This is a genomic window from Flavobacterium sp. LB2P53 (genome assembly GCF_003970305.1).
Taxonomy (GTDB): domain Bacteria; phylum Bacteroidota; class Bacteroidia; order Flavobacteriales; family Flavobacteriaceae; genus Flavobacterium.
Map to the genome: position 1 here is coordinate 13,930 of NZ_RYDG01000007.1, position 22,390 is coordinate 36,319.

Genomic DNA, 22,390 nt, shown 5'->3' on the forward strand with positions numbered 1-22,390 from the left:
CAGATTTACAAATTTTATTGAAGTTATTGAATACAACAGCTGATAATTCACTATTGTATTCTTACATTTGAAAACAAACAAACAAACAAGTATAACAAATAATCATAAAATACACTTAAAAGTGTATTTTTGTTTGCAAACAAATAAAAAAGTGAATATATTTGCTCTAGAAATATGGGATGATGAAGGTGCAAAATGCACTTTTTACACTGTAAAATATGATAATGCTATCACAAATGAAACTGATTTATTCTTCGAAAAGTATGATGCAATCCCAGCATACAAAGAAGCGAATCAAGAATTATTATCACATATTATATATGCAATTGGAGACGATCACGGCGCAGTTGATGAATTATTCAATAGAGATGAAAACGAAGTTAAAGGATTACCGGTTCAAGGAAAAAGAACAGTCGAAAATATTACCTACCATTTTCCAGAATTCCCATTAAGATTATACGCCTTAAAAATCACAAACAATATAGTTATCCTTTTCAATGGAGGTATTAAAGATGGCCCAACAAATCAAAAAAGTTCATTACATTTAGAATGGAGAGCAGCTTGTGAATTCGCAAAACGAATTGATGAAGCTATTCGTGATGACTCCATTATTGTAGATGAAAAAAACAGAAAACTAACTAATTATGATGGTTCAAATGAAATCATCCTCTAAAAATTCAAAACTATGAGAAGCAAAGTAGCCCAAAGAATTCTAGCAGAAACACCCGAAGAAACAAAAATCTTCGCAAGGTTGTATGCTGATATAGTGGTACGAGTAAATCAGCTATTGAAAGCAAAAGGATTTAGTCAAAAAGATTTAGCCGATAAGTTAGAAAAAAGACCTTCGGAAATCAACAAATGGCTAATAGGAGAACATAATTTCACATTGCGTTCTCTAGCAAAATTAGAAGCAGAACTAGGAGAAACAATTATCAATGTGCCTCATAGAAAACCTATATCCTCTTCGGTAGGAACTAGAACGTATGTAACTGTGTATAAAAATGCACACATTAATACCGATGTTGAATATACAAATGTTTGGAAAAAGTCTAATGCAAAATCAAAAACGCATTTAGCAAATGTCAGCTAATATGTTACAGCCAGATAAAATAGAAATTGTAGATTTTAAAATTATTAAAGGACAAATAAACAGTCCATTTGATTTTGAGATTGAAAAAGTAGAAGGCCACACCTTCAATGTTGATTTTGAACTTGGATTTAATTTAGATGATAAATTAGTAAAAGCTGATTTCTCGGTTAATGTTGAAACCAAAAGTAAAGAAGCCGATATTGAAGAAGCCATTGGAGCATTCAGTTTTGTTTATGTTTTTTATGTAGATAACATCGAAGAATTGACAACGCTGGAAAAAGACCAAACCGTTACATTACATCCATCACTTGGAAATGCTTTGGCATCGATTACTTATTCAACATCAAGAGGGATTCTTATGACACGTTTTCAAGGAACTGCTTTGAGTGATTTTATTTTACCAGTTATTAATCCCAATAACTTAATAGAAAAAGGGAGTAGTTAATAGTCAAAATAGATAATATAATTTGTCCCATTTATTGTAAATATTTGGGACATTTTTTTAATAAAAATTATCGTAAAAATAAGATACGGGCAAACAAGCGGTCTCTCTACGGTCGTTCCCTTTGTTCCGTTCGGCTGTTCCAGTCGGTCGTCGGCAGAAAAAGCCTCCTTCCTCCGTTCCACAGGCACTTCACAGCACTAAAAAAAACAGCAGCTTGAAAAACAGCAGCTATTTTTTTTGCGCTGTTTCGTTCCTCATCTTCACACGTTCTCTTCCTGCGTTCGGTCGGGCTTATGCATCCACAATACAGCTTCATTTCGTTACAGTCATTCGTTCGCTTAACGCTCCATGTCATTACGCTAAAAGCTCTCTCTTTCCTTTCTCTACATTCCAGCCGTATGATGTCTGCCGCCCTCAATGTTTTCAGCGGTTGCTCCTTCGCACAGCCATCGGGGTTGGCGCCATTCCGTAAAAACGTCACTTTGCCCAAAATCAAGGTACCCCGCCGCGGCGGGTGTCTTATATTTTTCCCCCGCCGTTTCACGCTGCTATTCCTTCTCTCTACTCCGCAAGCTACGTTCCGTTCTCGGTCTAGCGTGGCTGTTCGATTGCCGCAACCCCGCCACTGCGCTCCTCATTCATTCCGCTATAATTCCGCTATCGCTTCATTTTAGCTCCATTCCTTGCGGTGCTTGGGGGTGTTAAAATCTTCCACGACCACAATAGTGCAATTTCTTGAAAAGAAAGAAAAAAAAATCCAGCAAACATAGCATCCATTCCTCACTTCCAGTCGGTCGTGCCTTCCTCCATTTTCGTTCGTCATTTCTGCTGTTTTAGTGGCTTTCTTTTTTTCTCTTTTTTCTTTTCAAAAAATTAAGGTCGAGTCTTTAAAACCAATACGTCATGCCGAATTTCATCATTAAAAAACACCAAAAAAGTACAGTTTGTAAATCCAACCAAATCTTTATTCTCAACAAAGGGATGAATAGTGGAAATGGAGCGAAGCGGAATTCACCAATACCAAAAAAACAATAACAGCGCAATTGGTAAAACCCCAAAAAGAACCATTCACCAATATTTTTGTAATCCTATTTCAAGACGAACAAGATGCCGAAACGGTTTACTGGTTGGCTTATAGTTTATGGAAAGCAAGATTCTGGCACCAATCGTTAGTAGGGTCCGTAATTCCATTTTTACGAATTGACGATTTCAAAAATGATTTTAGCTCAAAAGTAAATGAAATGCTGGAGGAACACGAGCTGCACAAAAAACAAATTCAGGCGTTGAGGTTGTTGGAACAAAAAGAGGATCAATTCCAGAAGAATATTGTACTCATAAATGAAATGAAACGGGTTATATTGTTGAGGTATTGTAAATAAAAAAAAAGCAATTATAAAATTACGATACTATTGGAAAATAACCGTAAAAAAATTACTTTTGATACTATCAAATGATAGCATCAATGAAACCTCCTTACGACATAACGCCGAATATTTTAAAACTGATACGTTCTATTTCCGAAAAGATTGGAGAAGTAAACGCTACGTACCTCAGCAAACAATCTCCTCAACTTCGAAAGCAGAACAGAATTAAAACCATTCATTCGTCGCTTCAAATTGAAGGGAACACTTTGACAGAGGAACAGATAACCGCTTTAATCGAAAACAAAAGAGTAATTGGTCCTGAAAAAGATGTAATTGAAGTAATAAACGCAATTAAAGTCTACGAAAAATTAAAAGACTATAGCTATTCCTCAGACAAAAGTTTCTTAAAAGCACATCAGGAATTAATGAAAGGATTAATCGACAGCGCGGGAAAATATAGAAAACAGGCTGTTGGAATTGTGAAAGGAACTAAAGTGGAACATATTGCTCCACCGCATGACAATGTCCCTTATTTAATGAAGGACTTGTTTGAATATCTCAAAGATTCGGAGGAACTGACTTTAATAAAAAGCTGCGTTTTTCATTATGAAATGGAATTCATCCACCCCTTTTTAGATGGTAACGGCAGAATGGGCCGATTGTGGCAAACCTTAATTTTAAGATCTGAATATCCGGTTTTTGAATACCTCCCATTTGAAACATTAATTAGTCAATCACAAACCGAGTATTATAATGCATTAGCGCTTAGTGATAAGGTCGGAAAATCTACTATTTTTATTGAATACATGCTTGGAGTAATTGACGAGTCTTTAAAAAGTCTACTCAATTACAACAATCGAATTTTACGGGATATTGACAGATTAGATCATTTTATTACACTTGGACTCAAAGAATTCACAAGAAAAGAGTACATGAATATCTTTAAAGATATATCATCTGCAACAGCAAGTAGAGACTTAAAAAAAGGGGTCGTACTGAATCTGTTTGAAATCGTAGGAACTCTGAACAAAACAAAATACCTGATAAAATAATTATTGTAAATATTATCCAATGTAAATTATCTAAACATAAAAAAAGCCTGATCTCGCGACCAGGCTTTCAAACAAATTCGGGAAAAGGTTACCACGCCAAACCCGAATTACTTCTTTTTAAATTTTGTCAATCCTTTTAAAAGGAGCGAAATTAGGAAACTAATAATAGCTCCAATTACCGCTAAGATAATCGTTTTTAGAATATCTTCAGAAACAATATTTGGCATGACACTCAATAAAGTTCCAGATGCGGTTCCGATTTGCAAGGTGTTATTTGATTCCATCTCTCGGTAAATTTTGATTGTCTTTTTTCAACCGGTTAACAAGGACCTGCTCTCGCTTGGCCTCATCATCAACAGTGATCTGGCTAATTACCGAAATGACTCCTCCCGCCAGGGCTGCGTAACCAGCGATACTGATAACGGCTACAGGTAACGCTACCGGAGCTGCAATGATACTTCCACTGATGGTCAATAAAGCCAATCCAATACTTCTCAAAACCCGGAAGAACTTCGGGGTAGGTGCTTTTGCACGTTCAACTATATTCATACTGCTACTTTTTTTTAGATTGGATTATTATTTTCACTTCTTCAGTATTAGCCAAAGCTTTATATACGATAGCCTTTATATTTTCTGACGCTTTTCGGGAAAAACTTCCTTTCCCTATTCCGGTGTGCAGTGTTACAGTTGCGATACAGCCCAATAACTCTTTCTTGGCGTCATTGGCGGGATGGATTAATATCAAATCTCTTCCTGGAACATTTTTCAAATGCAAGTGCCATTGGAACTTGGGACTAAATCGCTTCTGTAAAACATATTCTCCTTCGGGAATACAAGAAATACGTCGTTGGTTTCCCAACCAGGGCAATTCGATGGTATAACAAACTATTGTGCCGTTCCATTCCAAAACTCCTTGCGTTCCCTCAGGGAAATACGTCCTATTTAACACTAAAACCATCTTAAAGCCCGCTTACCTGAACCAAAGCCAATGGATTAAAAGATCCATTTTTCAACGGATACATTCTACCGTTTACCTCTTGAAAAAATTCAAGACCTAAAGCCAAAAACAATGGTTTTGTGCTGCCTGGAGTAACCGGATTGACATGATTGATATCTACGGTTTGATTCGAATCCCAAGGTAGAATATCCGTTTCTGAAGTGGCAACTACAAAGGTTTCTGCTTCAAAATCAATTTCAGCACCTGCTGATATGATTTTGAAATGAGTAGTTCCATTAGCAGCCGCAATCATGTTCGCAGGAACAAACGGCAATAAATCAACCATAATATCACCCGTAGCACGGTCAATCGTCCCCACAAAAGGAGCAAATAAAGCAGTGCCCAGTTTTCCTCTAATGTTGAATTCGAAACCGGCAAGCAATTCTGCCTCACCATCAATAACATTTCGCAATCCTCGCTCACTTACAACGTCCGCCTGAATGACTTTAATCATAGATTGAGTCAATCGGCTTACCATTCTGCTATCGGCAGAATTAATAAGCAAAGTTCGCATTGCAGTTCTCAAAACTTTACCTGCCTTTCCTGCTCTTCCAAACTCGGCTCCATTCTCACGCGTTCTCTGGAAGGCAGGATCGCTCGCAATTCTGCTTGCATCGATGCCGCCTTTTTCACGCGCTAAATGCCCGTCTTTGGTTTTGTAAAAAGTAATATCCCCGATAGTACCTTTCAACTTAATTATGCCTTTCTGTCTTGCCATAATTTCTAAAATTTAAAATTAATTTTTCCTTTAAAACTCCTTCAATCATCATCCTGTTGCAACACCTTGGATTGATTATAGAACAAATTTTAAGCTATTAAATCAGATAAAAAAGACGCTGCTGTTCCATATGTCACTTTATGACATAAATGGCAGAAACAGACACAAATACCCTTTTATAAGAATCAAAAATGGAATTGAATGGTGCTACTGAAGGAAAGGAAAAATTTATTATTTTTATAAAGTGCTAGAATTGAATCATAGAGGTTCCATGTATGGTAAAGCCCACCCAAAGCTATAGATAGAGTATGAAAATCCAAAACAAAAGATTGTGCATCTACCCGAAAGATATACAACGCATAACCGGGAAGAGTTATCGTCAAAGTATTAGACTACTTCAAAAAATTAGAAAGGAGCTCAATAAGCTCCAAAATGAGTTTGTGTCAATCGAGGAATTTTGTCAATACACTAGCCTAAAAATTGAACAGGTTGAACCATTGATAATTGGTTGAAAATTATGGTTGAGGTATTCAAATTTTAAACTTTACCTGTTTAATAATTAATAGTTAACGTGTTCATATTTTGACAAATAACATCCCTTTTTTAGAAGTTTTTTTGTAAATTTACAAGTATCGACACAGCTGAAAAACTGTAAAAATTTAAAGGGGCACATGTAGGGGCACTTGAATAAAAAACATATATAACACTATATATATCAACCACATAGCAAAGAGTTTTCAATCCCTCTTTCTCCGCCAGTAGAAATACAAATTGAATTAAAACCCTTTAAATCGTATGATTTAGAGGGTTTTTACTTTTATACCCCCTCCAAAATATTCATTAATGCGTGTCCATAAGGGGATAAATTCGGGTACCCTAAAACTCAAAACATTTGGGTAACCGATTTTTATCTCAGGCTAGAACACACAAGGCTTTTGAACATATTTGATAACATGTTCATTTGTTGAATAGCTACATGTTTAATAACCTGTTTACTATTCAAACATCTTGTGTTGAAGTCTTTTTAGAATTAAATTTAAGTTCAACTAAAAGGTTACCGCAATGAAAACAAAAGTATCTATTCTCTTTTACGCAAAGAGAGCAAAAGCCAGTGTAAACGGTTTAGTACCTATCTACACTCGAATTACTGTTAATGGCCAAAGAATTGAATTGAGCACAAATAGATTTGTCGAAATTTCAAAATGGTCCACGGAAGCTGGCAAAATGAAGGGCAGTTCAGAAGAAGCCCGTTCAATAAATACTCATCTAGACATGTTCAAAATCAAGATTATTGATGTACAAATGGAACTTATCCATAAAAACATCAATATAACTTCTGAGGCACTTAAAAACAGACTGCTCGGAACCCAAGAACGTCAAAGAACCCTTATCCCTATTTTTAAAGATCACAATAACAAAATTAAAGAATTGGTTGGTAAAGAATATGCACCTGGAACATTAGAACGCTACAACACTTCTTTGAAGCATACGGTAGAGTTTCTGGAATGGAAATACAAAGTATCAGATATAGACATTAACAAAATAGATCATGCGTTTATTACCGATTATGAATTCTACTTGAGAAGCGTTCGCAATTGCGCCAACAATACTGCCGTAAAATACTTAAAGAATTTCAACAAAATAATCAAGATTTGCATAGCCAACCATTGGATAGAAAGAAATCCGTTTGCAAACTACAAATCGAAAGTTAAAGAAGTAGAAAGAGTCTATTTATCAGAAGACGAAATCCAAAATATACTCAACAAAGATTTTAAAACAGAACGATTATCGCTAGTGCGCGATATCTTCCTTTTCAGCTGTTTCACAGGCTTAGCCTACATTGATGTCAAAAACCTAACAAAATCGCATATAAGCCTTGGAATCGACGGAGAGAAATGGATATTCACCCACCGCCAGAAAACAGAATCCGCTTCAAAAATTCCAATCCTTCCAATAACACAAATGATTATTGATAAATATGAGGACCATCCGGAATGCAACAATCAAAACAAACTACTTCCTATTTTGAGCAATCAAAAAATGAATGCCTATTTAAAAGAGATAGCCGGCGTTTGTGAAATCGAAAAAGAGCTAACATTTCACATTGCCCGACATACTTTTGCAACGACTGTAACACTCACAAATGGTGTTCCCATTGAAAGTGTGAGCAAAATGTTAGGACACAAAAACATCAGAACCACACAGCACTATGCTAAGATATTGGATAAAAAAGTGAGCGAGGACATGATGGTTTTACGAAACAAAATGTTAAACTGCAACAATGATAAAATTATCAAAAATGCCAATTAGAATTTCTACTTTCCTAATATAGCACATAATGATTTTAGAATAGATAGTTCAAGTCAGGTAATTTGTAATACATTTATCTTAGTCTGGAAATTTTTTCAAAAGAACATTTTAAATCTTATAACATGCTAACAAAAACAATTGAATCACTAAAATTTCTTTTATTGGAATATCGTTTTTATTTCTGCAGTATTGCATTGTTATTAGCTCTCTTGATTTATAGTTATAATAAAACTTTGTCTTTAGAAAAAGAGCTCCAATTGAATCAAACCACATTCGAAAGAAGGCAAAAGGCATATGATGAAAAAGCAAAACAACAGCGAGAAAAACTCGAGCGTATGATAAAAGAGATCAAATCAGAGAAATAAAACTTATAACCGGTTCCGTTCAACACGAGTTTAATTGTCTTGCGCTAGGCACGCAACGGACGCTAACTGCTAGCGGCGGTTATACTTCCGCGCTTGTAGCTTCTCTAGTTTCTTTATAGTTTCGGATACTTCTTTCAAGGACAATGACTTTTCAAATAATTCTATTGCATTTATCGCTACAACTATCATTTCCGGCATCTTACCAATGGCACTTAAATAGTGTACCATTACTGTTACAGAATGAAAAAAAGAAGTTCCTTCTAAAAATGTAAAGAATGGTTATTCTGATTTAAAGATAGAAACTAAAAACGGTAAAAAAATAGAAACTTAAATAAAGTAACGCCAATCCGCTTATAATTTGAATGCTTTTTCTTAACCAAGTCAATTTGGCAAGTTTTGAAACAGAGCTTGCAAAAAGTCCGACAACCAAAAAAGGTAATCCTCTTCCAATTCCAAATAAAAGGGCTAAAATTAAACCATAAAAAACACTTGCATTAGCTGCTGAAATAGATAGCAATAGTAATAATGGTGCTGCGGATGTTCCTAAACTAAAAATTGCCCCATATAAAAATGACCCGCCAATTCCCGGTCTTCGCAGAGATTCAAGTTGGCGTACACGTAAATAAGGTCCGTAAAAAGCAATTCCAGCTGCAATTAACGATACTATGCCCATTACCATTGCCCAATATTTTCCAAAAGTTTCCGTTAAGAAAGCTCCTAAATAGCCTGCAATAGCTCCTAATAATGTTAAACTAAATACAATACCTAAAAAGAATGAAAAAGTTATTAAAAAACCTGCTTTAGATTCACGAACAGAGGCACTACTAACATAGCCTGCAAAACCAAGTCCAACGGGTAAAGTACAAGGGCAAACACCACTCGAAATTATTCCTGCCAACAAAGTAATCCCTAAACTGACAATAGATCCTTCTTGAAGAGAGCTTACAAATTGGTTTAAAAAATCCTCTAATATCATGCTTTTAATTCTTTTATTTTACCAGCCTTATAACCTAACTTATTTATACAGCTTTTCAATTGCTTTGTTGTAACTTTTTCAGGATTATACGTTACTATAGTATTTCTGTCTTGAAGGCTTACCTTTACTTCTATCACTCCATCAATATTCAACAGATTTTTTTTTATATTTGCTACACACGACATACATGACATACCTTCAATATGTATGATTACTTTCTTTCCATTCTCTATTAATTGAGAAACTTCATTGCTTGATGAATTTTGTTGGCAACCTGCAAATGTAGGTGCAATGAATATAGATGAAAGCATTAGCAATAAATTTATTTGTAGTTTCATAATTATTATTTTAAGTTTTTTTGAATTGTATATCCAGACTTTTTCAACGCATATTCAATGTTTTCTTCATTAGTTTCTTGAGGCATAAACTCCACAAAAACTAATTTTTTAAATACATTAGTTTCGACATTTTCTACCCCTTTAACCTGTTTTAAAATATCTGTAATTTTTCCTGCACAGCCTTCACAAACCATATTAGAAACTTTAAACCTCGTTTCAGTTAATGCATCAGATGTTTCTAAAGAAACACTTTCAAGTTTCAATGTTCTAATACGAAGTGTATTAATTAAGATGGCAAAAATGCTTACAATCATTATTACAATAGCAAGCATAGGAGTTATCAAAGCAAATGTCGCAAGCAACATTCCAACGATATTAAATAATACCGCTACAATAACATTACCTGTCATTGTCTTATAGCTTGCTTTTCCTAAGATGACAGCATTTAGAACATCGATTAATCTGTCACCAATTAGTATAACACCAGCAGCTTCTATAGCAACATCTGTCCCTGCACCTATGGCTATACCTACATCAGATTGAGCCAAAGCAGGAGCATCATTTATACCATCACCTACCATTGCAACCTTATAACCTTTCTTTTGTAATGCTTCAATCGCATTAGCTTTTTCATCGGGTAATAATTCAGCTTGTACTTCATCAATTCCTAATCTCTTTGCTATTGGTTCCGCCACTTGTTTGGAATCACCTGTTAGCATTACGGTTCTCATACCTCTTAGCTTCATTTTTGTAATTACTTGTTTTGCTGTAGTGCGTGGAGTATCTTGTAAAGCAATAACTCCAATAACAGAATTATCCTTACAAATAAGTACAGCAGTTTTTCCATCACTCCCTAAGGACAGTATTAGACTCTTTACTTCATTTGAAACATCAACACCACTTTGTTCTATAAAAGAATGTTTGCCAGCTGATATGTTTTCCCCATTTATATTGCCTGTTACACCCTTACCAGGGATAGCTTTAAAATTATTGATTAATAATTTTGGAGCACCTTCTTTTGATGCAAAGAAAGCAATAGCTTGACCTATCGGATGTTCAGATTTACTTTCCAATGCTTCAGCAATTGATAACAATTCAATATTATTACTATTAAAAGTATGTACATCTGTAACGGTAGGTTTGCCATAAGTAAGTGTACCAGTCTTATCAAATACAATTGTATCTACTTTTGACAATCCATAAAATACTTCACTTGCTTTTACTAAAAGACCAATAGAAATTCCTTTACCACCTGCTATAGCGGCAAGCATAGGAGTTGTTATGCCCAATGCACAAGGATAGCCCATGATAACAGTAGTTAGCAACACAAGTGTTGCTTGTATATAGTTACCTGTAGCGACACTCCATACAACAAAAGCTATAGCAGCAACAATAAATACAACAGGTCCATAATAGTTCATTAGTTTGTCAGCCAACAATTCTACAGGCGGTTTCTTCTCAGCTATCCTGCTCATTAAACCAACAATTTGATTAAGGAAACTATCCTGACCAATTTTAGAAACTTTTATTTGTAAAGCACCATCAAGATTTAAAGTCCCACCAATAACATTATCACCAACCTCTTTTATAGCAGGTATGCTTTCACCTGTAAAATTTGCTTCATCAACACTTGCACCACCATCCACGATAACACCATCTAAAGAAATACGTTCACCTGGTCTAATCTCAACAATTTCACCTACAAAAACGTCATTAATAAGTATATCGACAAACTGTTCACCTCTTAACACTCTTGCTTTAGCAGGTTGCAGATTAATAAGTTTACGTACTGCATCTGACGCTTTTTTACGGGTATCTAATTTAAAATAACCAAAGAATAAATGTAAAGACATTAACCATGCAGCAACTGGCAGAAAGTTTGGTAATGCAGGATTGAATAAAGAGAAAACGCCTACAATAAAGGAACCCCATGCACCAGCAGACAACAATACGTTAGCATTTATTACTCTTTGTCTAACAGCCATAATTGTTTTACGAAGTATTGGGTATCCTACCCAAAACAAAACAAAGGTAGCGACAGCCAAACTAAAATAACTTCTATACTGTTGTGTAAGTCCAAACAAATTTAAAGGATCAATAAGTAAATCAATAACCGAAACTACCATTCCAATAGTACCTCGTTGCTTTATCAAACTAAAAAGTTCTTCATCAGTTTTATATTGTTGTACTTCAGTAGAAGAAACTTCGTAACCTAATTTCTCAACAGCTTCAGCCAATTGCTCTCGGCTCATCTTAGCAGTATCAGCTTCAACCAATACAATTCCATGAACAAGATTAACCATCACGCTATTAATTGCAGGATACCGTTTCAATGCCTTTTCAACACTCATAGTGCAGAAAGAACACATCAGCCCCGAAACTTTCATTTGTACACTTTCTATTGCCATACTATTGTTTTTTAATTTTAAGTATGAAATCTTCGATAATATTCATTTCTTTCATCTTATCTGTTAGCTCATATAATTCTAAATCAGGAAATTGATTTCTAATTATTATGATTTTTTCTTCTTGTCCACAATTCCCTGGGCAAGTATCTAATGCCACGGCAATCTTCATTGCCAATGCTTTTCTGAACACTTCGTCCAATAGCAGGTGTTGAGCTTTTTCAAACCCTTTGTTGACTGCTTTAAATTGATTTAATATTTGAGCAGGGTCATCACTCTTATCTAGCATTTTTATTACTCCTTCAACTTGACCTTTTATACTGCTTAAACGGTCTTTAAGGTCTTTTGTTAAATCTTTTGGTAACATAATGATTCAATTAAATACAATACAACTCCCAAAATTAGAAGTTGTATTGTATGGTTAATAAATTAAATGGCTTTACCAATACCGGCTGCTGCTAATTCTTCTTTACTCACGCCTTTATTTTGGCAACAAGCAAGCAACTTTCCATCTACAGCTACAGCAGGCAGGGAAGTAATGTTGTACTCTTTCATCTTGTCAACACAAACTTTTGAATCGCATTGTTCAACAAGATTGTAAACAGTTACTTCACAAGAATCACAAGCCATTTCTTGTACTGCTTTCATTACAGGCTCACATACCGGACATCCAGCTGTAAATACTTCAATTTGTCGTTTCATTGTATTCCGATTTTAATGATTAAAATTAATTACTTTACAAAGATGCATCTGGGCAGGGGGGGGTCTCCAAACTTTTTTCAATTTATTTTTTCAAGCACTTTTGGTTTTGAAATAGTGCTTAATGCATTACCGAATTGTACAAGCGAAACTCGTTTTCCGGAATTGTTCGATATTTTCCCAAAGTATCCTTTACATAAACTTGCCAAAGCTTCTACAAAGCCTTTCAAAAAACCAATCAAACCAATAGAAAATCCCATTGTTTTAAAGTAAATTGGCATAATTGGGAAAAGCATTTCACTTGCTGTATCAGTTAATATACTGAGTAAAGAAAGTACCTAAAAGGTTTTAGAAATATAATTAAACAGCTTCATTTGATTTTTTAATTAAAATTTTATTCAAGAAAAAATGTATTATAATAGCATAAAATATTCCTAAAAACATAGCTACTATTACATCGAGAGGATAATGCACTCCATTGTAAATTCGGCTGTAAGCGACAAGGATTGCCCAAAACAATAAAATTATCTTTAACCAATTATACTTTGCAGGTAACAGTAAAATTAAAAAGGTGGCCAAACCAAAAACATTTGCAGAATGTGAAGAAATAAAACCATACTTCCCTCCAGGTCCAGCCTTACTTAAATAGACCAGATGTTGTAATGCCAGCTCATGAGATGGTCTTAATCTCTTTACTGAACTTTTTATAAGATTAGAGGCAGTCTGATCGCAAAGAGTAATTAATATTCCTATACCAATAAGAATGTAAACACTTTTTTTATGAAATTCTCTAATAATTATAAATACTAAAAATACATAGAATGGCAACCAAAACCATTTGTGGCTCGCCCAATACATAATGGGGTCAAAAAAGGAATTGTGTTTTCCATTTAAAAAGAGAAACAGTTTTGTGTCTATTTGATTTATCTTCTCTAGCATTTTATATTTTGGAGTTTGGAGTTTGGGTTTACTAAAACAATTATTGCGGATTCTAACAACTCTTTACTTTGCTGAATAAACATTTTGATATTCTTATCATTGTCAATCAGTTCTAAACACATCGGATTTATCGAGGAGAGTAATTCAGAATTATAAATTTTAATTGTTTCGTAATTCAAACACCCTGATTTAGCAGTAAACAGATTAGATTGTTTGATATTGGATTTTTTAAAAAATACGTTACTCAAGGTACTGCTCCAAAGGTGTTTCCAAAAAGATTGTTCTTTTCCCGTTTGACTATAATCAAAGTCTATTCTTAATATAGTTACGTTATTTTCCATATTTTAATTTTTATCTTCATTAATTATTTTTCCAGAATGATTTTTAAATTGAGAATATTTTACTTCATTGATGACTTGTCTTGTGTAAATACTGTTATGTCCTGACAATAGATAAGAAACCACACAAGCTATTGCTGCATAAATACTGCATTCGACACCAAAAATCTCTATTGCCATTAGCATACAAGCCAAAGGGGTATTTGTTGCTCCTGCAAAAACAGCGACAAATCCCATGCCTGCTAAAAGTCCTGTTGGCAGTGGGATAAATAAGGACAATGCACTCCCTAAAGTTGCACCTATAAAAAACAATGGTGTTACCTCACCTCCTTTAAAACCTGCTGAAAGCGTTATAATAGTGAAAGCCATTTTCAGGGCAAAATCATACATCGGTAATTGCTCATCAAATGCCTGCACGATTGTTGGAATTCCCAAACCTATGTACCTTGTAGTCCCAATTATTAAAACAGTTAATGCAACTATGATTCCGCCTATAAATGGACGAAGTGGAGGGTAAACGATTTTAGTTTTAAATAAAGTGGTAGTTGCATGGATAATTTTACTGAATGAAGCCGCACATAAGCCAAAAGCTATTCCTGCCACTATACTGTAAAGAATGAGAAGTAATGAAATTTGGGGTATAAAATCAATATGATAGTGTATGTGTTTTACCTGCCACAAATTAGTAACTAAATCAGCTAGAATTGCCGAAGCAAATGCGGGAAAGATTGCATTATAACGTATTCGCCCAATTAAAAAAACTTCCAACCCAAATATTGCTCCAGCTAATGGGGTCCCGAAAACAGAACCAAAGCCCGCAGAAATACCGGCAATAAGCAATATTTTACGTTCACTCACATTGAGTTTTAAAGGCTTAGTAAATTGGTCTACAATCGCTGCAGCCATTTGTAATGCCGTCCCCTCTCGACCTGCTGACCCTCCAAAAAAATGAGTTGCAATAGTGCCGAGATAAACAAATGGAGCCATTCTGAAAGGAATAGTTTCTTTTGGGTTGTGTATACTGTCAAGCAATAGATTATTACCTGCTTCAATGTCCTTGCCAAAATAAGTATAAAGCAAACCGATAAGTAATCCACTAATTGGTAAAAGGGCAATAAGCCAAAGATGGCTTTCTCTAAAAGAGGTTACCCAATCTAAAGAAACAAGAAAACCTGCGGAAACAGAACCCACACAAATACCTATTATGGAGCTAATTAAAAACCATTTGATTAGATAGGGTATTGCAGGATATTTTCTAAAAATTAATTTAAATTGAGTTGTTTTACTATTTGACTTTTTTTGCTTATTGTAAGACACAATTATCCTGATTAAATTAGTTAAATAATTTATTAATCAGGCGTCATCAGCTTTTTAGGGCGGTTGGATTAGGAAGAACACCATTTCCTATAGAACCGTAAAAGTAATGCTAAATTTATTTTTAGCAAATTTTTTAACTGATTAATTAAAAGTCAAATTATTTCCTTCTTGAGCAACATTTGAAACAAAATAATAATCTCACTTTTATCCCACTATTTAAAATAAATCTATCTGTTAGTTTGTAAACTTCTCTAAATTGCGGTTTTTGTATTTGTTCCTAAATACATGTTTTCTCATTTCAATTGTCCAACCTCCAAAGATTTCAAAACTTCCGATTCCAAGCGTTAATCCTGTGTAGGTAAATAAAGGGAAATAAGAAGGTAAAAATAGAAATGTAAAAAAAAGTCCAACCACTCCTAAATTTGTCTATGTTTGATTTTTTACAAAAAAAGAGAAGTAAATGATTATAAAAACTGTTGCTATTCCAGTAATTATAAATGTAGCATTTGCACCAAATTGATACCAAATTAAGCCTGCTAATGAACTCGCTAACATGGTACAAATACTTTGAAAACCTGAATAGGTTCCGATTGCTGTTGCCGTATCTTTTCTGTCGGAAATATTGCTAATCCAAGCTTTGGAAATCCCCTCAGTTGCTGCTGCATAAACGCCATAAATAAAGAACAGCATTGCAATAGCATAAATATTCGTACTAAAGGCCATCCCAAAATATACGATTGCAAACAAAGAAAGCCCAAAAACAAACATTTTCTTTAATCCTATTCTGTCTGCAAAAATTCCTACTGGAAATGCGCAAAGTGCATAAACCAAATTGTAAAAAATATAAACTCCAATCACTGCCGTGTCATTTAATCCTGCCTGTTTTGCCTTTAGCAATAAAAAAATATCGGAACTGTTGAATAATGTAAATGCCAATAATCCGATTACTAATTTTCGATACTGTGATGGACTTGTTTTCCAATAATTTAGAAAGGAGAAAAAAGGTGTCGGTTTACTTTCTATTGGATGGGCTTTAGTTTTATCTTTCAAAAAAAAGGAAGCCAATACAGCAAGTAGCCCAGGAATAAAAGCGACATAAAAAAGTGTTTTGTAATCCTGTGGATAAAAGTATAGATACACTAATGCCAATGCTGGCCCGATAACTGCTCCAAAAGTATCCACTGATCGATGAAAACCAAAAACTTTTCCTTTTGTTTCCGGAGTTGCCTCATCCGATAAAATAGCATCTCTTGCACCTGTGCGAATTCCTTTCCCGAAGCGGTCAATAGCTCGTGCAAAGAAAATCCAAAGCGGAAAAGTAAAAACTGCCATCATTGGTTTTGAAATAGTGCTTAATGCATAACCCAATTGCACAAACGGAACTCGTTTTCCGGAATTGTCCGATAATTTCCCGAAATATCCTTTGCTTAAACCTGCCAAAGCTTCTGCAAAACCTTCCAAAACACCAATCAAAACAATAGAAAATCCGATTGTTCTTAAGTAAATCGGCATAATTGGGTAAAGCATTTCACTTGCTGTATCAGTAAACAAACTGACTATGGATAATATCCAGACGGTTCGTGTGATTATTTTTGTTTTCATTTGCATTTTTACAGTCTAATTTTTATCCCACCATTTAAAATAAATCCGTCTGTTGGCGTATAAACTTCTCTAAATTGTGGATTCTGAATTGTTCCCGAATACATATTCTCCCATTTCGATTGTCGGCTGTCCAAAAAGTTTTCAAGATTCAAAAATATGCTGAAATACTTGAATTTGTATTCTCCAGAAACTCCCATAACCCAATAATCTCTAACTTTTTCATTAGTTGTCAAATACTGATTTCCAACATAAAAAACTTCGTATGCAATTCGCAATTTCTCTTCCCATTCATACATCAAATTTGCATTTATTCTATGTTTAGCCGTTAATGGATTTATAGTTGTAGTATTATTAAAATTTCTGTTTGCATCAATATAGGTATAACCAATGTAACAGGAAATGTCTTCAAAACGAAGCTTTACGTTTGTTTCAAAACCTTTGGTTTCTATATTTCCGTTGGCATTTTCAAAGGCATAATTTACCGTCAGGGGAACTGGATTAAGAACCAACGGATTTTTGATAATGGTGTAAAAAAACATTTGATTAATGGCAAAACTTACTTCGTCAAAAATGGTAGTTTTGTAATTAATATCAGCATTTAATCCATACGATTTTTCAGGATTTACTTTTGAAAAGTCAAGTGAATTTATATTTTGAAATGATTTTTCTTCGGATTCTTCCGAGAAAATGGTAGGTGATTTGTAACCTAAACCACCGCCAAATCGTGAAGATAATTTTTCGTTGATTTTATATAATAATGACAGACGAGGCAAAACAAAAACATTGCTTCTGTTTGTAATGTCTAAACGCAATCCGCTTTCCAAAATGAATTTTTCGGTTATGTTCAGATTGTTTTGAGCAAAAACACCAAAGGCAGCATTGTAATAATCTAACTTGTCAGCCACTAAATTCATTTGTTTAAAATTATCCGAAACTAAATTCGCTCCCAAATTCCATTCTGATTTTTCGTTAGGGATTAAATAATTGGCTTCTGTAAAAGTAGCTACTTGTTGCCCTTCAAAATTATAAGTTTGTTTATCTATTTTTCGGTTAAAATATCCAACGCTATTTTTAATTGTCAATATATTTTTATTGTCAAATGTTTTTTCAAATTTTACTTGTGTCGAATATCGATTACTGTTATTTCGCTCAAAGAACGTATGCGTAACATCTGATTTGTTATCAATCACTTGCATATCTCCTCCAATTCGTTTTTCAAATCCTGCATTTACACCTAAACTAAATGTTGTTTTTTCGTTTGGATAATAGAAAAATTTTGGACTTATGGTATATCTGTCAAATTTTGGAATATCTGAAAATCCGTCATGATTCACATCATAAGCATTTTGAGAATTGCTCGAAACATACATTGTAAGTCCTGATTTTTTGTATTTATCAGCATAAAAAGCGCTTAAATCTAACGCTTGTGTTTGATTTATGTTTGTCAAAAACGAAATTTCTCTTGTCTCGGTTGGTTCTTTTGTAATCAAGTTTATCAATCCCGCAATGGCTCCGCCGCCATAAAGTGTTGAAGTGGAACCTTTGATAACTTCTACACGTTTTAAATTCAATGGTGGAATTTGCAAAATACTCAAACCACTTGCAAAACCTGAATACAATGGAAATCCGTCTTGTAAAAGTTGCGTATATTTTCCGTCTAATCCTTGAATGCGAATACTTGCACTTCCTGAGACTTGGGAAGTTTGTTGGGTTTGAATTCCTGTACTTTCGGTAAGTAACATTTTGATATTTCCGGGTTGCATTGAAGATTTTTCTTCTAATTCGCCCGCTGCGATCGCTTCGATTCGAGTCGGAGTGTTTTTTATTGTTCGGCTACTTCTTGTTGAGGTAACTTTAACTTCTTCTAAATCTTCCGATGTTGGTTCAAGAAATATTTCAATGGTTTCATTTTGAGGAAATAAAATGTTTCTTTCAATTTTTCGGTAACCAAAAGAACTGAACACAATGGTTTGTTTACCGTTGGGGATGTTTTCAAGGACTACAAATCCTTTTTCGTCAGAAGTTGAGCCGTATTGAGTTCCATTTAGGAATACAGAAACGCTATTAAGGGCTTCTTTTGTTTTTTCATTTTTGATGATTGCCTTTAAAGTGTTCTGTGCAAAAATTAAATTTAGATTTAAAAGAAAGAATATTATAAATAGAATTTTATGTTTACTACTTGTTGCGTTTTTCATTTGTATGTTTATTTTAAATTTACTATCAGCCCTAATCCGATTTCTTTACCATTATAAAAAGGTGCTATCATTGACACTGTTTTTTTTTCTCTAGTCGATTTGAATATTTTTTCATTAATGTATGGATTTAACCAATAAGCAATTTTAGTACTTAGTATCCCTATGCCTGCACCTGCGGCAACATCTGTTAGCCAATGTTTATTGTTTGTTATTCTAAAAATACCAGTTGCAGTTGCGACAGCATAACCTGAAATTCCGTACCAGATAGATTTGTCTTTGTATTCTTGCCAAAGAAATTCAGCACCAGCAAAAGCAGTTGCAGTATGTCCTGATGGAAAAGAGTATGAAGAACCATCTGGACGTTCAATGTTTGTAATGCGTTTTAATGCTGTCACGGAAGTAAAAACCAATAAAAAAGAGGTTCCTAAAATAACACTTCTATCTTTTAAGTTATTTTTTCCTTGTATTCCTAAATTATTTAATACGTAAACAGTTAAAGCTGGAGCATACTGCGAGAAATCATCAATAGAAGTTTTTTGGTCTATATCATCAATAACTTCTCTCCTGATTTCAAAATTTAATTCTTTCAGGTAGTCAATTTTTTCAGTACCTATAGCTCCGTAGGTTATTAAAAGAGTCGGAATAATAAGTTGTTTGTAATTGAATTTTAAAGAAGAATTTCCTTTTATAATAATACTATCCTTTTTAATTGCTTCCTGTGCGTTTATAGAAATTGTAATTAAAAGAATAGCAAATAAAATTAAGTTTTGTATCAATGCTTTCATTTTTTAGTTTAATTAAAATGTTAAGTTTACTGTTGCTAAATTGTAATTTTGATTTGACGAAAATGAATAATTAAATTTTGGTTTGAAATTTTTTATCATTCCAACATTTGAATTTATTTTTTCAACTATTCTTCCCTTTACAATACTTTTCCCAATTATATAACCCATAAAAATTGCGATGGGATAATCAGAAGCCCAATGCACTTTGCTTTGCAACATTTCAAAACCCATCAATCCCATCAAACCAAAACCTACAGGCTTTATCCATTTAATTTCTTTATAATTTTCAGAAAATATCATAACTGTTGTCATCAAAGTAGTAATATGACCCGATGGCATAGCATCATAATAAGGTGTGTGTTTTTGGTAAGCACTAAAGGAAGGAAATGGCCTCCACGCTCCACCAGGATTACCGTTCTCCTCTGCAACAGATGGACTTTCTCGACCAGATATTCTTTTAAAAGATTGAACTAATATTCCTGATGCGATTAAGCCTTCCATTATTTCACTAGATGTGTGAATTGCTCTGTAGTTTTTATTTATTAAACCAAAAGTTAACAATCCACCCCCAACTAGAAGTGATGTAAATCCATTTCCAACTCGATAGATTCCAGAGTTAATGTTTTTGGGAAACATTTTTATTGGTCCCGAATAATTATGTCCTGTTTGAAAGCCAATTTGATCACCAAAATTTCGTGAGTTATCGGTTATTTTTTGGTCAAAAGGGATGGTAGCTAATGTACTTCCTACTGATGCACCAAACCAAATTAGATTCTTTTTTTGCATAAACATATTTCCCATAATACTAAAGCTATTTGGTATTTTGGTTATGAACTCAAAGAGCTTTGGCTTTTTATATTGATAGGATAAATTGTTATTAATCTTGAACTCCTGAGTATCTAATTTTTCAATTTTTGGGATTGTAGTATTTGAACTATCTTTTTCTTGTGCGTGCAGCGAAGCAAAATTAAAAACAATTGTAGCTAAAATTAGGATATTTCGTTGTCGGGTATATTTGTTAAATACTCTCGATTTTAAATAATTATTAAGGTGCAGCACTAATCCTTCAAAAAAGGAAAGCACCAAAAGTGATGTGTTTTGCATTTTTTATAATTTTAATTTTAATTAAATAAAAAAATTAGTCACATAATATTATGCAACTAAAATTTCAATAAATAAAATTCAAATTAATAGTGAAGCGTGAATAATATAACGCTTTTGTGGAGGTAGAAAGAATTCATTCAGGTAATTGTTTGTAGTTATTTTGGAAATAATTACAGGAAATAGGACAATTCGAGGTTGATCATCAGATTTAAAAATAGTTACCTTGCTTTGAGTTGTAGTTTCGGGTATATTTAACTTCAAAGTATTTTGAGAAATATAACAATGACTTTCTTTGTCAAAATTTTGCTTTTCTTCAATATCTGAAAATTCAAATACGGTGTTGACATAGCAACACGATATCAGAATTAGAAGTACTATTTTAATGTATCCTTTCATCGTTGCAAATGTACAAACAATAATATTATTTTGTTGGCAATTGATGTGCTCTTTTGTCGGTTTATCTATTTTTTATACGGTTTCGAATCATTTCACACAACTAATATATAAACGTCGTATATTTGCAAAGCAATGAAATTTTCAACACTCATATTAGTAACAATAATTTTATTCCTCGCTATTAAGCCAGGAATAGATTTGATTTCATTGCAAAATAACAATGACCAAACTTGTTGTGACGGACAATACAAACCGATTGCTGACAACGAAAAATCATCCAGCCAACAAAAACATAAAGACGACCGTTCGGGAAAATCTTGTAATCCTTTTCAAGTTTGCAGTTCTTGTGTGTTGCAATGTTCTACAAATCAGCTTGCTGAAATATCTAAACCTGAAATTTCAACTAACCAAAATTTTACTTACCAATCAGTTTTTACTTCTCAATTCGCACCTGACTTTTGGCAACCTCCTAAAATTGTTTAACAATATTAAATTAAACTTTTGCTCCGACAACTTCGAAGCAATATCTCTTTATTGTTAACAATTTTAAAATCAAAAAAATGAAATTTATAAAATCATTAGTTTTGGTATTCATTATATTGATTACCTCAACAAGCATTGCGTTTGCTCAAAAAACAACACAAAATACCGACAGCACAAAAACAGTTACCATAAAAGTAAAGGGAATTACTTGTTCGATGGACTTGAAAATGATTGCTGCCAATGTAGAAAAATTGAAAGGTGTGAGCAGCTGCAAATCAGGCAAAATGGGAACAACATCTTCGTTTCAAATAACATTCAACCCTGCAATAGTTACTGAAATTGAAATCCATAAAACTATCGAAAATACAGGTAGTTGTGAGAATCCTGAAGAAAAAATATACAAAATAAAACAGTAAACAAAGAATATGGCAAGATTTATTTTCTAATAAACCTTGCCTTATTTAAAAAAAAT

Annotated in this window: 27 protein-coding genes and 1 riboswitch; of the genes, 9 read left to right on the forward strand and 18 right to left on the reverse strand. The window is 33.7% G+C overall.

The window, feature by feature from the left end; genetic code table 11:
- The first annotated feature begins 133 nt into the window (after positions 1 to 133).
- From EKL95_RS09845 to EKL95_RS09855, 3 genes are read left to right on the forward strand one after another with little or no spacing between them, the layout of a single operon-like run.
- Complete coding sequence (locus EKL95_RS09845; RefSeq protein ID WP_126564100.1) at positions 134 to 673, forward strand: hypothetical protein; 540 nt, start codon at positions 134 to 136, stop codon at positions 671 to 673.
- A 12-nt stretch (positions 674 to 685) separates the two neighbouring features.
- Positions 686 to 1,090, forward strand: a complete 405-nt coding sequence (locus EKL95_RS09850; RefSeq protein ID WP_126564102.1) for a multiprotein-bridging factor 1 family protein — start codon at positions 686 to 688, stop codon at positions 1,088 to 1,090.
- On the forward strand, positions 1,080 to 1,535 hold the full coding sequence (locus EKL95_RS09855; RefSeq protein ID WP_126564104.1) for a hypothetical protein: 456 nt from the start codon (positions 1,080 to 1,082) through the stop codon (positions 1,533 to 1,535). The genes EKL95_RS09850 and EKL95_RS09855 overlap by 11 nt, the downstream gene beginning before the upstream one ends.
- A gap of 670 nt (positions 1,536 to 2,205) precedes the next feature.
- On the opposite strand, the gene EKL95_RS14945 is transcribed toward EKL95_RS09855, so the two are convergent.
- On the reverse strand, positions 2,206 to 2,358 hold the full coding sequence (locus tag EKL95_RS14945; RefSeq protein ID WP_158614858.1) for a hypothetical protein: 153 nt from the start codon (positions 2,356 to 2,358) through the stop codon (positions 2,206 to 2,208).
- A gap of 220 nt (positions 2,359 to 2,578) precedes the next feature.
- Between EKL95_RS14945 and EKL95_RS09860 the strand changes: the two genes are divergently transcribed.
- Together EKL95_RS09860 and EKL95_RS09865 are read left to right on the forward strand one after the other, a co-directional pair.
- Positions 2,579 to 2,914 (forward strand): DUF6943 family protein, encoded by a 336-nt coding sequence (locus EKL95_RS09860; protein ID WP_233589408.1) that lies wholly within the window; start codon positions 2,579 to 2,581, stop codon positions 2,912 to 2,914.
- A gap of 83 nt (positions 2,915 to 2,997) precedes the next feature.
- Positions 2,998 to 3,951, forward strand: coding sequence for a Fic family protein (locus EKL95_RS09865; protein ID WP_126564106.1), 954 nt, complete (start codon positions 2,998 to 3,000; stop codon positions 3,949 to 3,951).
- A 107-nt stretch (positions 3,952 to 4,058) separates the two neighbouring features.
- On the opposite strand, the gene EKL95_RS15045 is transcribed toward EKL95_RS09865, so the two are convergent.
- The 4 genes from EKL95_RS15045 to EKL95_RS09880 are packed head-to-tail and all read right to left on the reverse strand — an operon-like array spanning position 4,059 to position 5,666.
- A complete protein-coding gene (locus tag EKL95_RS15045) occupies positions 4,059 to 4,235 on the reverse strand; it encodes a hypothetical protein (RefSeq protein ID WP_199736810.1) in 177 nt (58 codons plus the stop codon).
- Positions 4,222 to 4,500 carry a hypothetical protein gene (locus EKL95_RS09870; protein WP_126460100.1) on the reverse strand — a complete coding sequence of 93 codons (279 nt, stop codon included), beginning with the start codon at positions 4,498 to 4,500 and terminating at the stop codon, positions 4,222 to 4,224. Before EKL95_RS09870 ends, EKL95_RS15045 begins: the two co-directional genes overlap by 14 nt.
- Positions 4,501 to 4,504: 4 nt before the next feature.
- Positions 4,505 to 4,909, reverse strand: a complete 405-nt coding sequence (locus EKL95_RS09875; protein ID WP_126564108.1) for a DUF5675 family protein — start codon at positions 4,907 to 4,909, stop codon at positions 4,505 to 4,507.
- Position 4,910: 1 nt separating this feature from the next.
- Positions 4,911 to 5,666 carry a hypothetical protein gene (locus EKL95_RS09880; RefSeq protein ID WP_126564110.1) on the reverse strand — a complete coding sequence of 252 codons (756 nt, stop codon included), beginning with the start codon at positions 5,664 to 5,666 and terminating at the stop codon, positions 4,911 to 4,913.
- Between the two features lie 1,062 nt (positions 5,667 to 6,728).
- Between EKL95_RS09880 and EKL95_RS09890 the strand changes: the two genes are divergently transcribed.
- Together EKL95_RS09890 and EKL95_RS09895 are read left to right on the forward strand one after the other, a co-directional pair.
- Positions 6,729 to 7,976 carry a site-specific integrase gene (locus tag EKL95_RS09890; RefSeq protein WP_126564112.1) on the forward strand — a complete coding sequence of 416 codons (1,248 nt, stop codon included), beginning with the start codon at positions 6,729 to 6,731 and terminating at the stop codon, positions 7,974 to 7,976.
- A gap of 122 nt (positions 7,977 to 8,098) precedes the next feature.
- Entirely contained in the window at positions 8,099 to 8,341 is a 243-nt protein-coding gene (locus tag EKL95_RS09895) for a hypothetical protein (protein WP_126564114.1), read from the forward strand.
- A gap of 289 nt (positions 8,342 to 8,630) precedes the next feature.
- On the opposite strand, the gene EKL95_RS09900 is transcribed toward EKL95_RS09895, so the two are convergent.
- The 13 genes from EKL95_RS09900 to EKL95_RS09955 all read right to left on the reverse strand — a co-directional run bounded on the left by EKL95_RS09900 (position 8,631) and on the right by EKL95_RS09955 (position 21,039).
- Positions 8,631 to 9,317, reverse strand: a complete 687-nt coding sequence (locus tag EKL95_RS09900) for a cytochrome c biogenesis CcdA family protein (RefSeq protein ID WP_126564116.1) — start codon at positions 9,315 to 9,317, stop codon at positions 8,631 to 8,633.
- Entirely contained in the window at positions 9,314 to 9,655 is a 342-nt protein-coding gene (locus EKL95_RS09905; protein ID WP_126564118.1) for a heavy-metal-associated domain-containing protein, read from the reverse strand. Before EKL95_RS09905 ends, EKL95_RS09900 begins: the two co-directional genes overlap by 4 nt.
- 5 nt (positions 9,656 to 9,660) lie before the next feature.
- Positions 9,661 to 12,063: a heavy metal translocating P-type ATPase gene (locus EKL95_RS09910; protein WP_126564119.1), complete on the reverse strand. Its 2,403-nt coding sequence runs from the start codon at positions 12,061 to 12,063 to the stop codon at positions 9,661 to 9,663.
- Between the two features lies 1 nt (position 12,064).
- Positions 12,065 to 12,427, reverse strand: a complete 363-nt coding sequence (locus tag EKL95_RS09915) for a metal-sensing transcriptional repressor (RefSeq protein ID WP_126564121.1) — start codon at positions 12,425 to 12,427, stop codon at positions 12,065 to 12,067.
- Between the two features lie 62 nt (positions 12,428 to 12,489).
- Positions 12,490 to 12,762, reverse strand: coding sequence for a thioredoxin family protein (locus tag EKL95_RS09920; protein ID WP_126564122.1), 273 nt, complete (start codon positions 12,760 to 12,762; stop codon positions 12,490 to 12,492).
- A gap of 77 nt (positions 12,763 to 12,839) precedes the next feature.
- A complete protein-coding gene (locus EKL95_RS14850) occupies positions 12,840 to 13,019 on the reverse strand; it encodes an MFS transporter (protein WP_148103995.1) in 180 nt (59 codons plus the stop codon).
- Between the two features lie 100 nt (positions 13,020 to 13,119).
- Complete coding sequence (locus EKL95_RS09925; RefSeq protein WP_126564123.1) at positions 13,120 to 13,698, reverse strand: phosphatase PAP2 family protein; 579 nt, start codon at positions 13,696 to 13,698, stop codon at positions 13,120 to 13,122.
- Positions 13,692 to 14,039 carry a DUF190 domain-containing protein gene (locus EKL95_RS09930; RefSeq protein ID WP_126564124.1) on the reverse strand — a complete coding sequence of 116 codons (348 nt, stop codon included), beginning with the start codon at positions 14,037 to 14,039 and terminating at the stop codon, positions 13,692 to 13,694. Before EKL95_RS09930 ends, EKL95_RS09925 begins: the two co-directional genes overlap by 7 nt.
- A gap of 3 nt (positions 14,040 to 14,042) precedes the next feature.
- The gene (locus tag EKL95_RS09935; RefSeq protein WP_199736812.1) at positions 14,043 to 15,353 is read right to left on the reverse strand and encodes a voltage-gated chloride channel family protein; all 1,311 of its coding nucleotides are present in this window, start codon (positions 15,351 to 15,353) and stop codon (positions 14,043 to 14,045) included.
- Between the two features lie 30 nt (positions 15,354 to 15,383).
- Positions 15,384 to 15,450, reverse strand: a riboswitch (Fluoride riboswitch).
- A gap of 329 nt (positions 15,451 to 15,779) precedes the next feature.
- The gene (locus EKL95_RS09940) at positions 15,780 to 16,955 is read right to left on the reverse strand and encodes an MFS transporter (RefSeq protein ID WP_199736814.1); all 1,176 of its coding nucleotides are present in this window, start codon (positions 16,953 to 16,955) and stop codon (positions 15,780 to 15,782) included.
- Positions 16,956 to 16,963: 8 nt separating this feature from the next.
- On the reverse strand, positions 16,964 to 19,150 hold the full coding sequence (locus tag EKL95_RS09945) for a TonB-dependent receptor (RefSeq protein WP_126564126.1): 2,187 nt from the start codon (positions 19,148 to 19,150) through the stop codon (positions 16,964 to 16,966).
- Positions 19,151 to 19,158: 8 nt separating this feature from the next.
- Positions 19,159 to 19,935, reverse strand: a complete 777-nt coding sequence (locus EKL95_RS09950; RefSeq protein ID WP_126564127.1) for a phosphatase PAP2 family protein — start codon at positions 19,933 to 19,935, stop codon at positions 19,159 to 19,161.
- A 12-nt stretch (positions 19,936 to 19,947) separates the two neighbouring features.
- Positions 19,948 to 21,039 carry a phosphatase PAP2 family protein gene (locus tag EKL95_RS09955; RefSeq protein ID WP_126564128.1) on the reverse strand — a complete coding sequence of 364 codons (1,092 nt, stop codon included), beginning with the start codon at positions 21,037 to 21,039 and terminating at the stop codon, positions 19,948 to 19,950.
- A gap of 528 nt (positions 21,040 to 21,567) precedes the next feature.
- Here EKL95_RS09955 and EKL95_RS09960 point away from each other — a divergent pair.
- Complete coding sequence (locus EKL95_RS09960) at positions 21,568 to 21,918, forward strand: hypothetical protein (RefSeq protein ID WP_126564129.1); 351 nt, start codon at positions 21,568 to 21,570, stop codon at positions 21,916 to 21,918.
- Between the two features lie 77 nt (positions 21,919 to 21,995).
- Entirely contained in the window at positions 21,996 to 22,334 is a 339-nt protein-coding gene (locus EKL95_RS09965; protein ID WP_126564130.1) for a heavy-metal-associated domain-containing protein, read from the forward strand.
- Positions 22,335 to 22,390 lie beyond the last annotated feature (56 nt).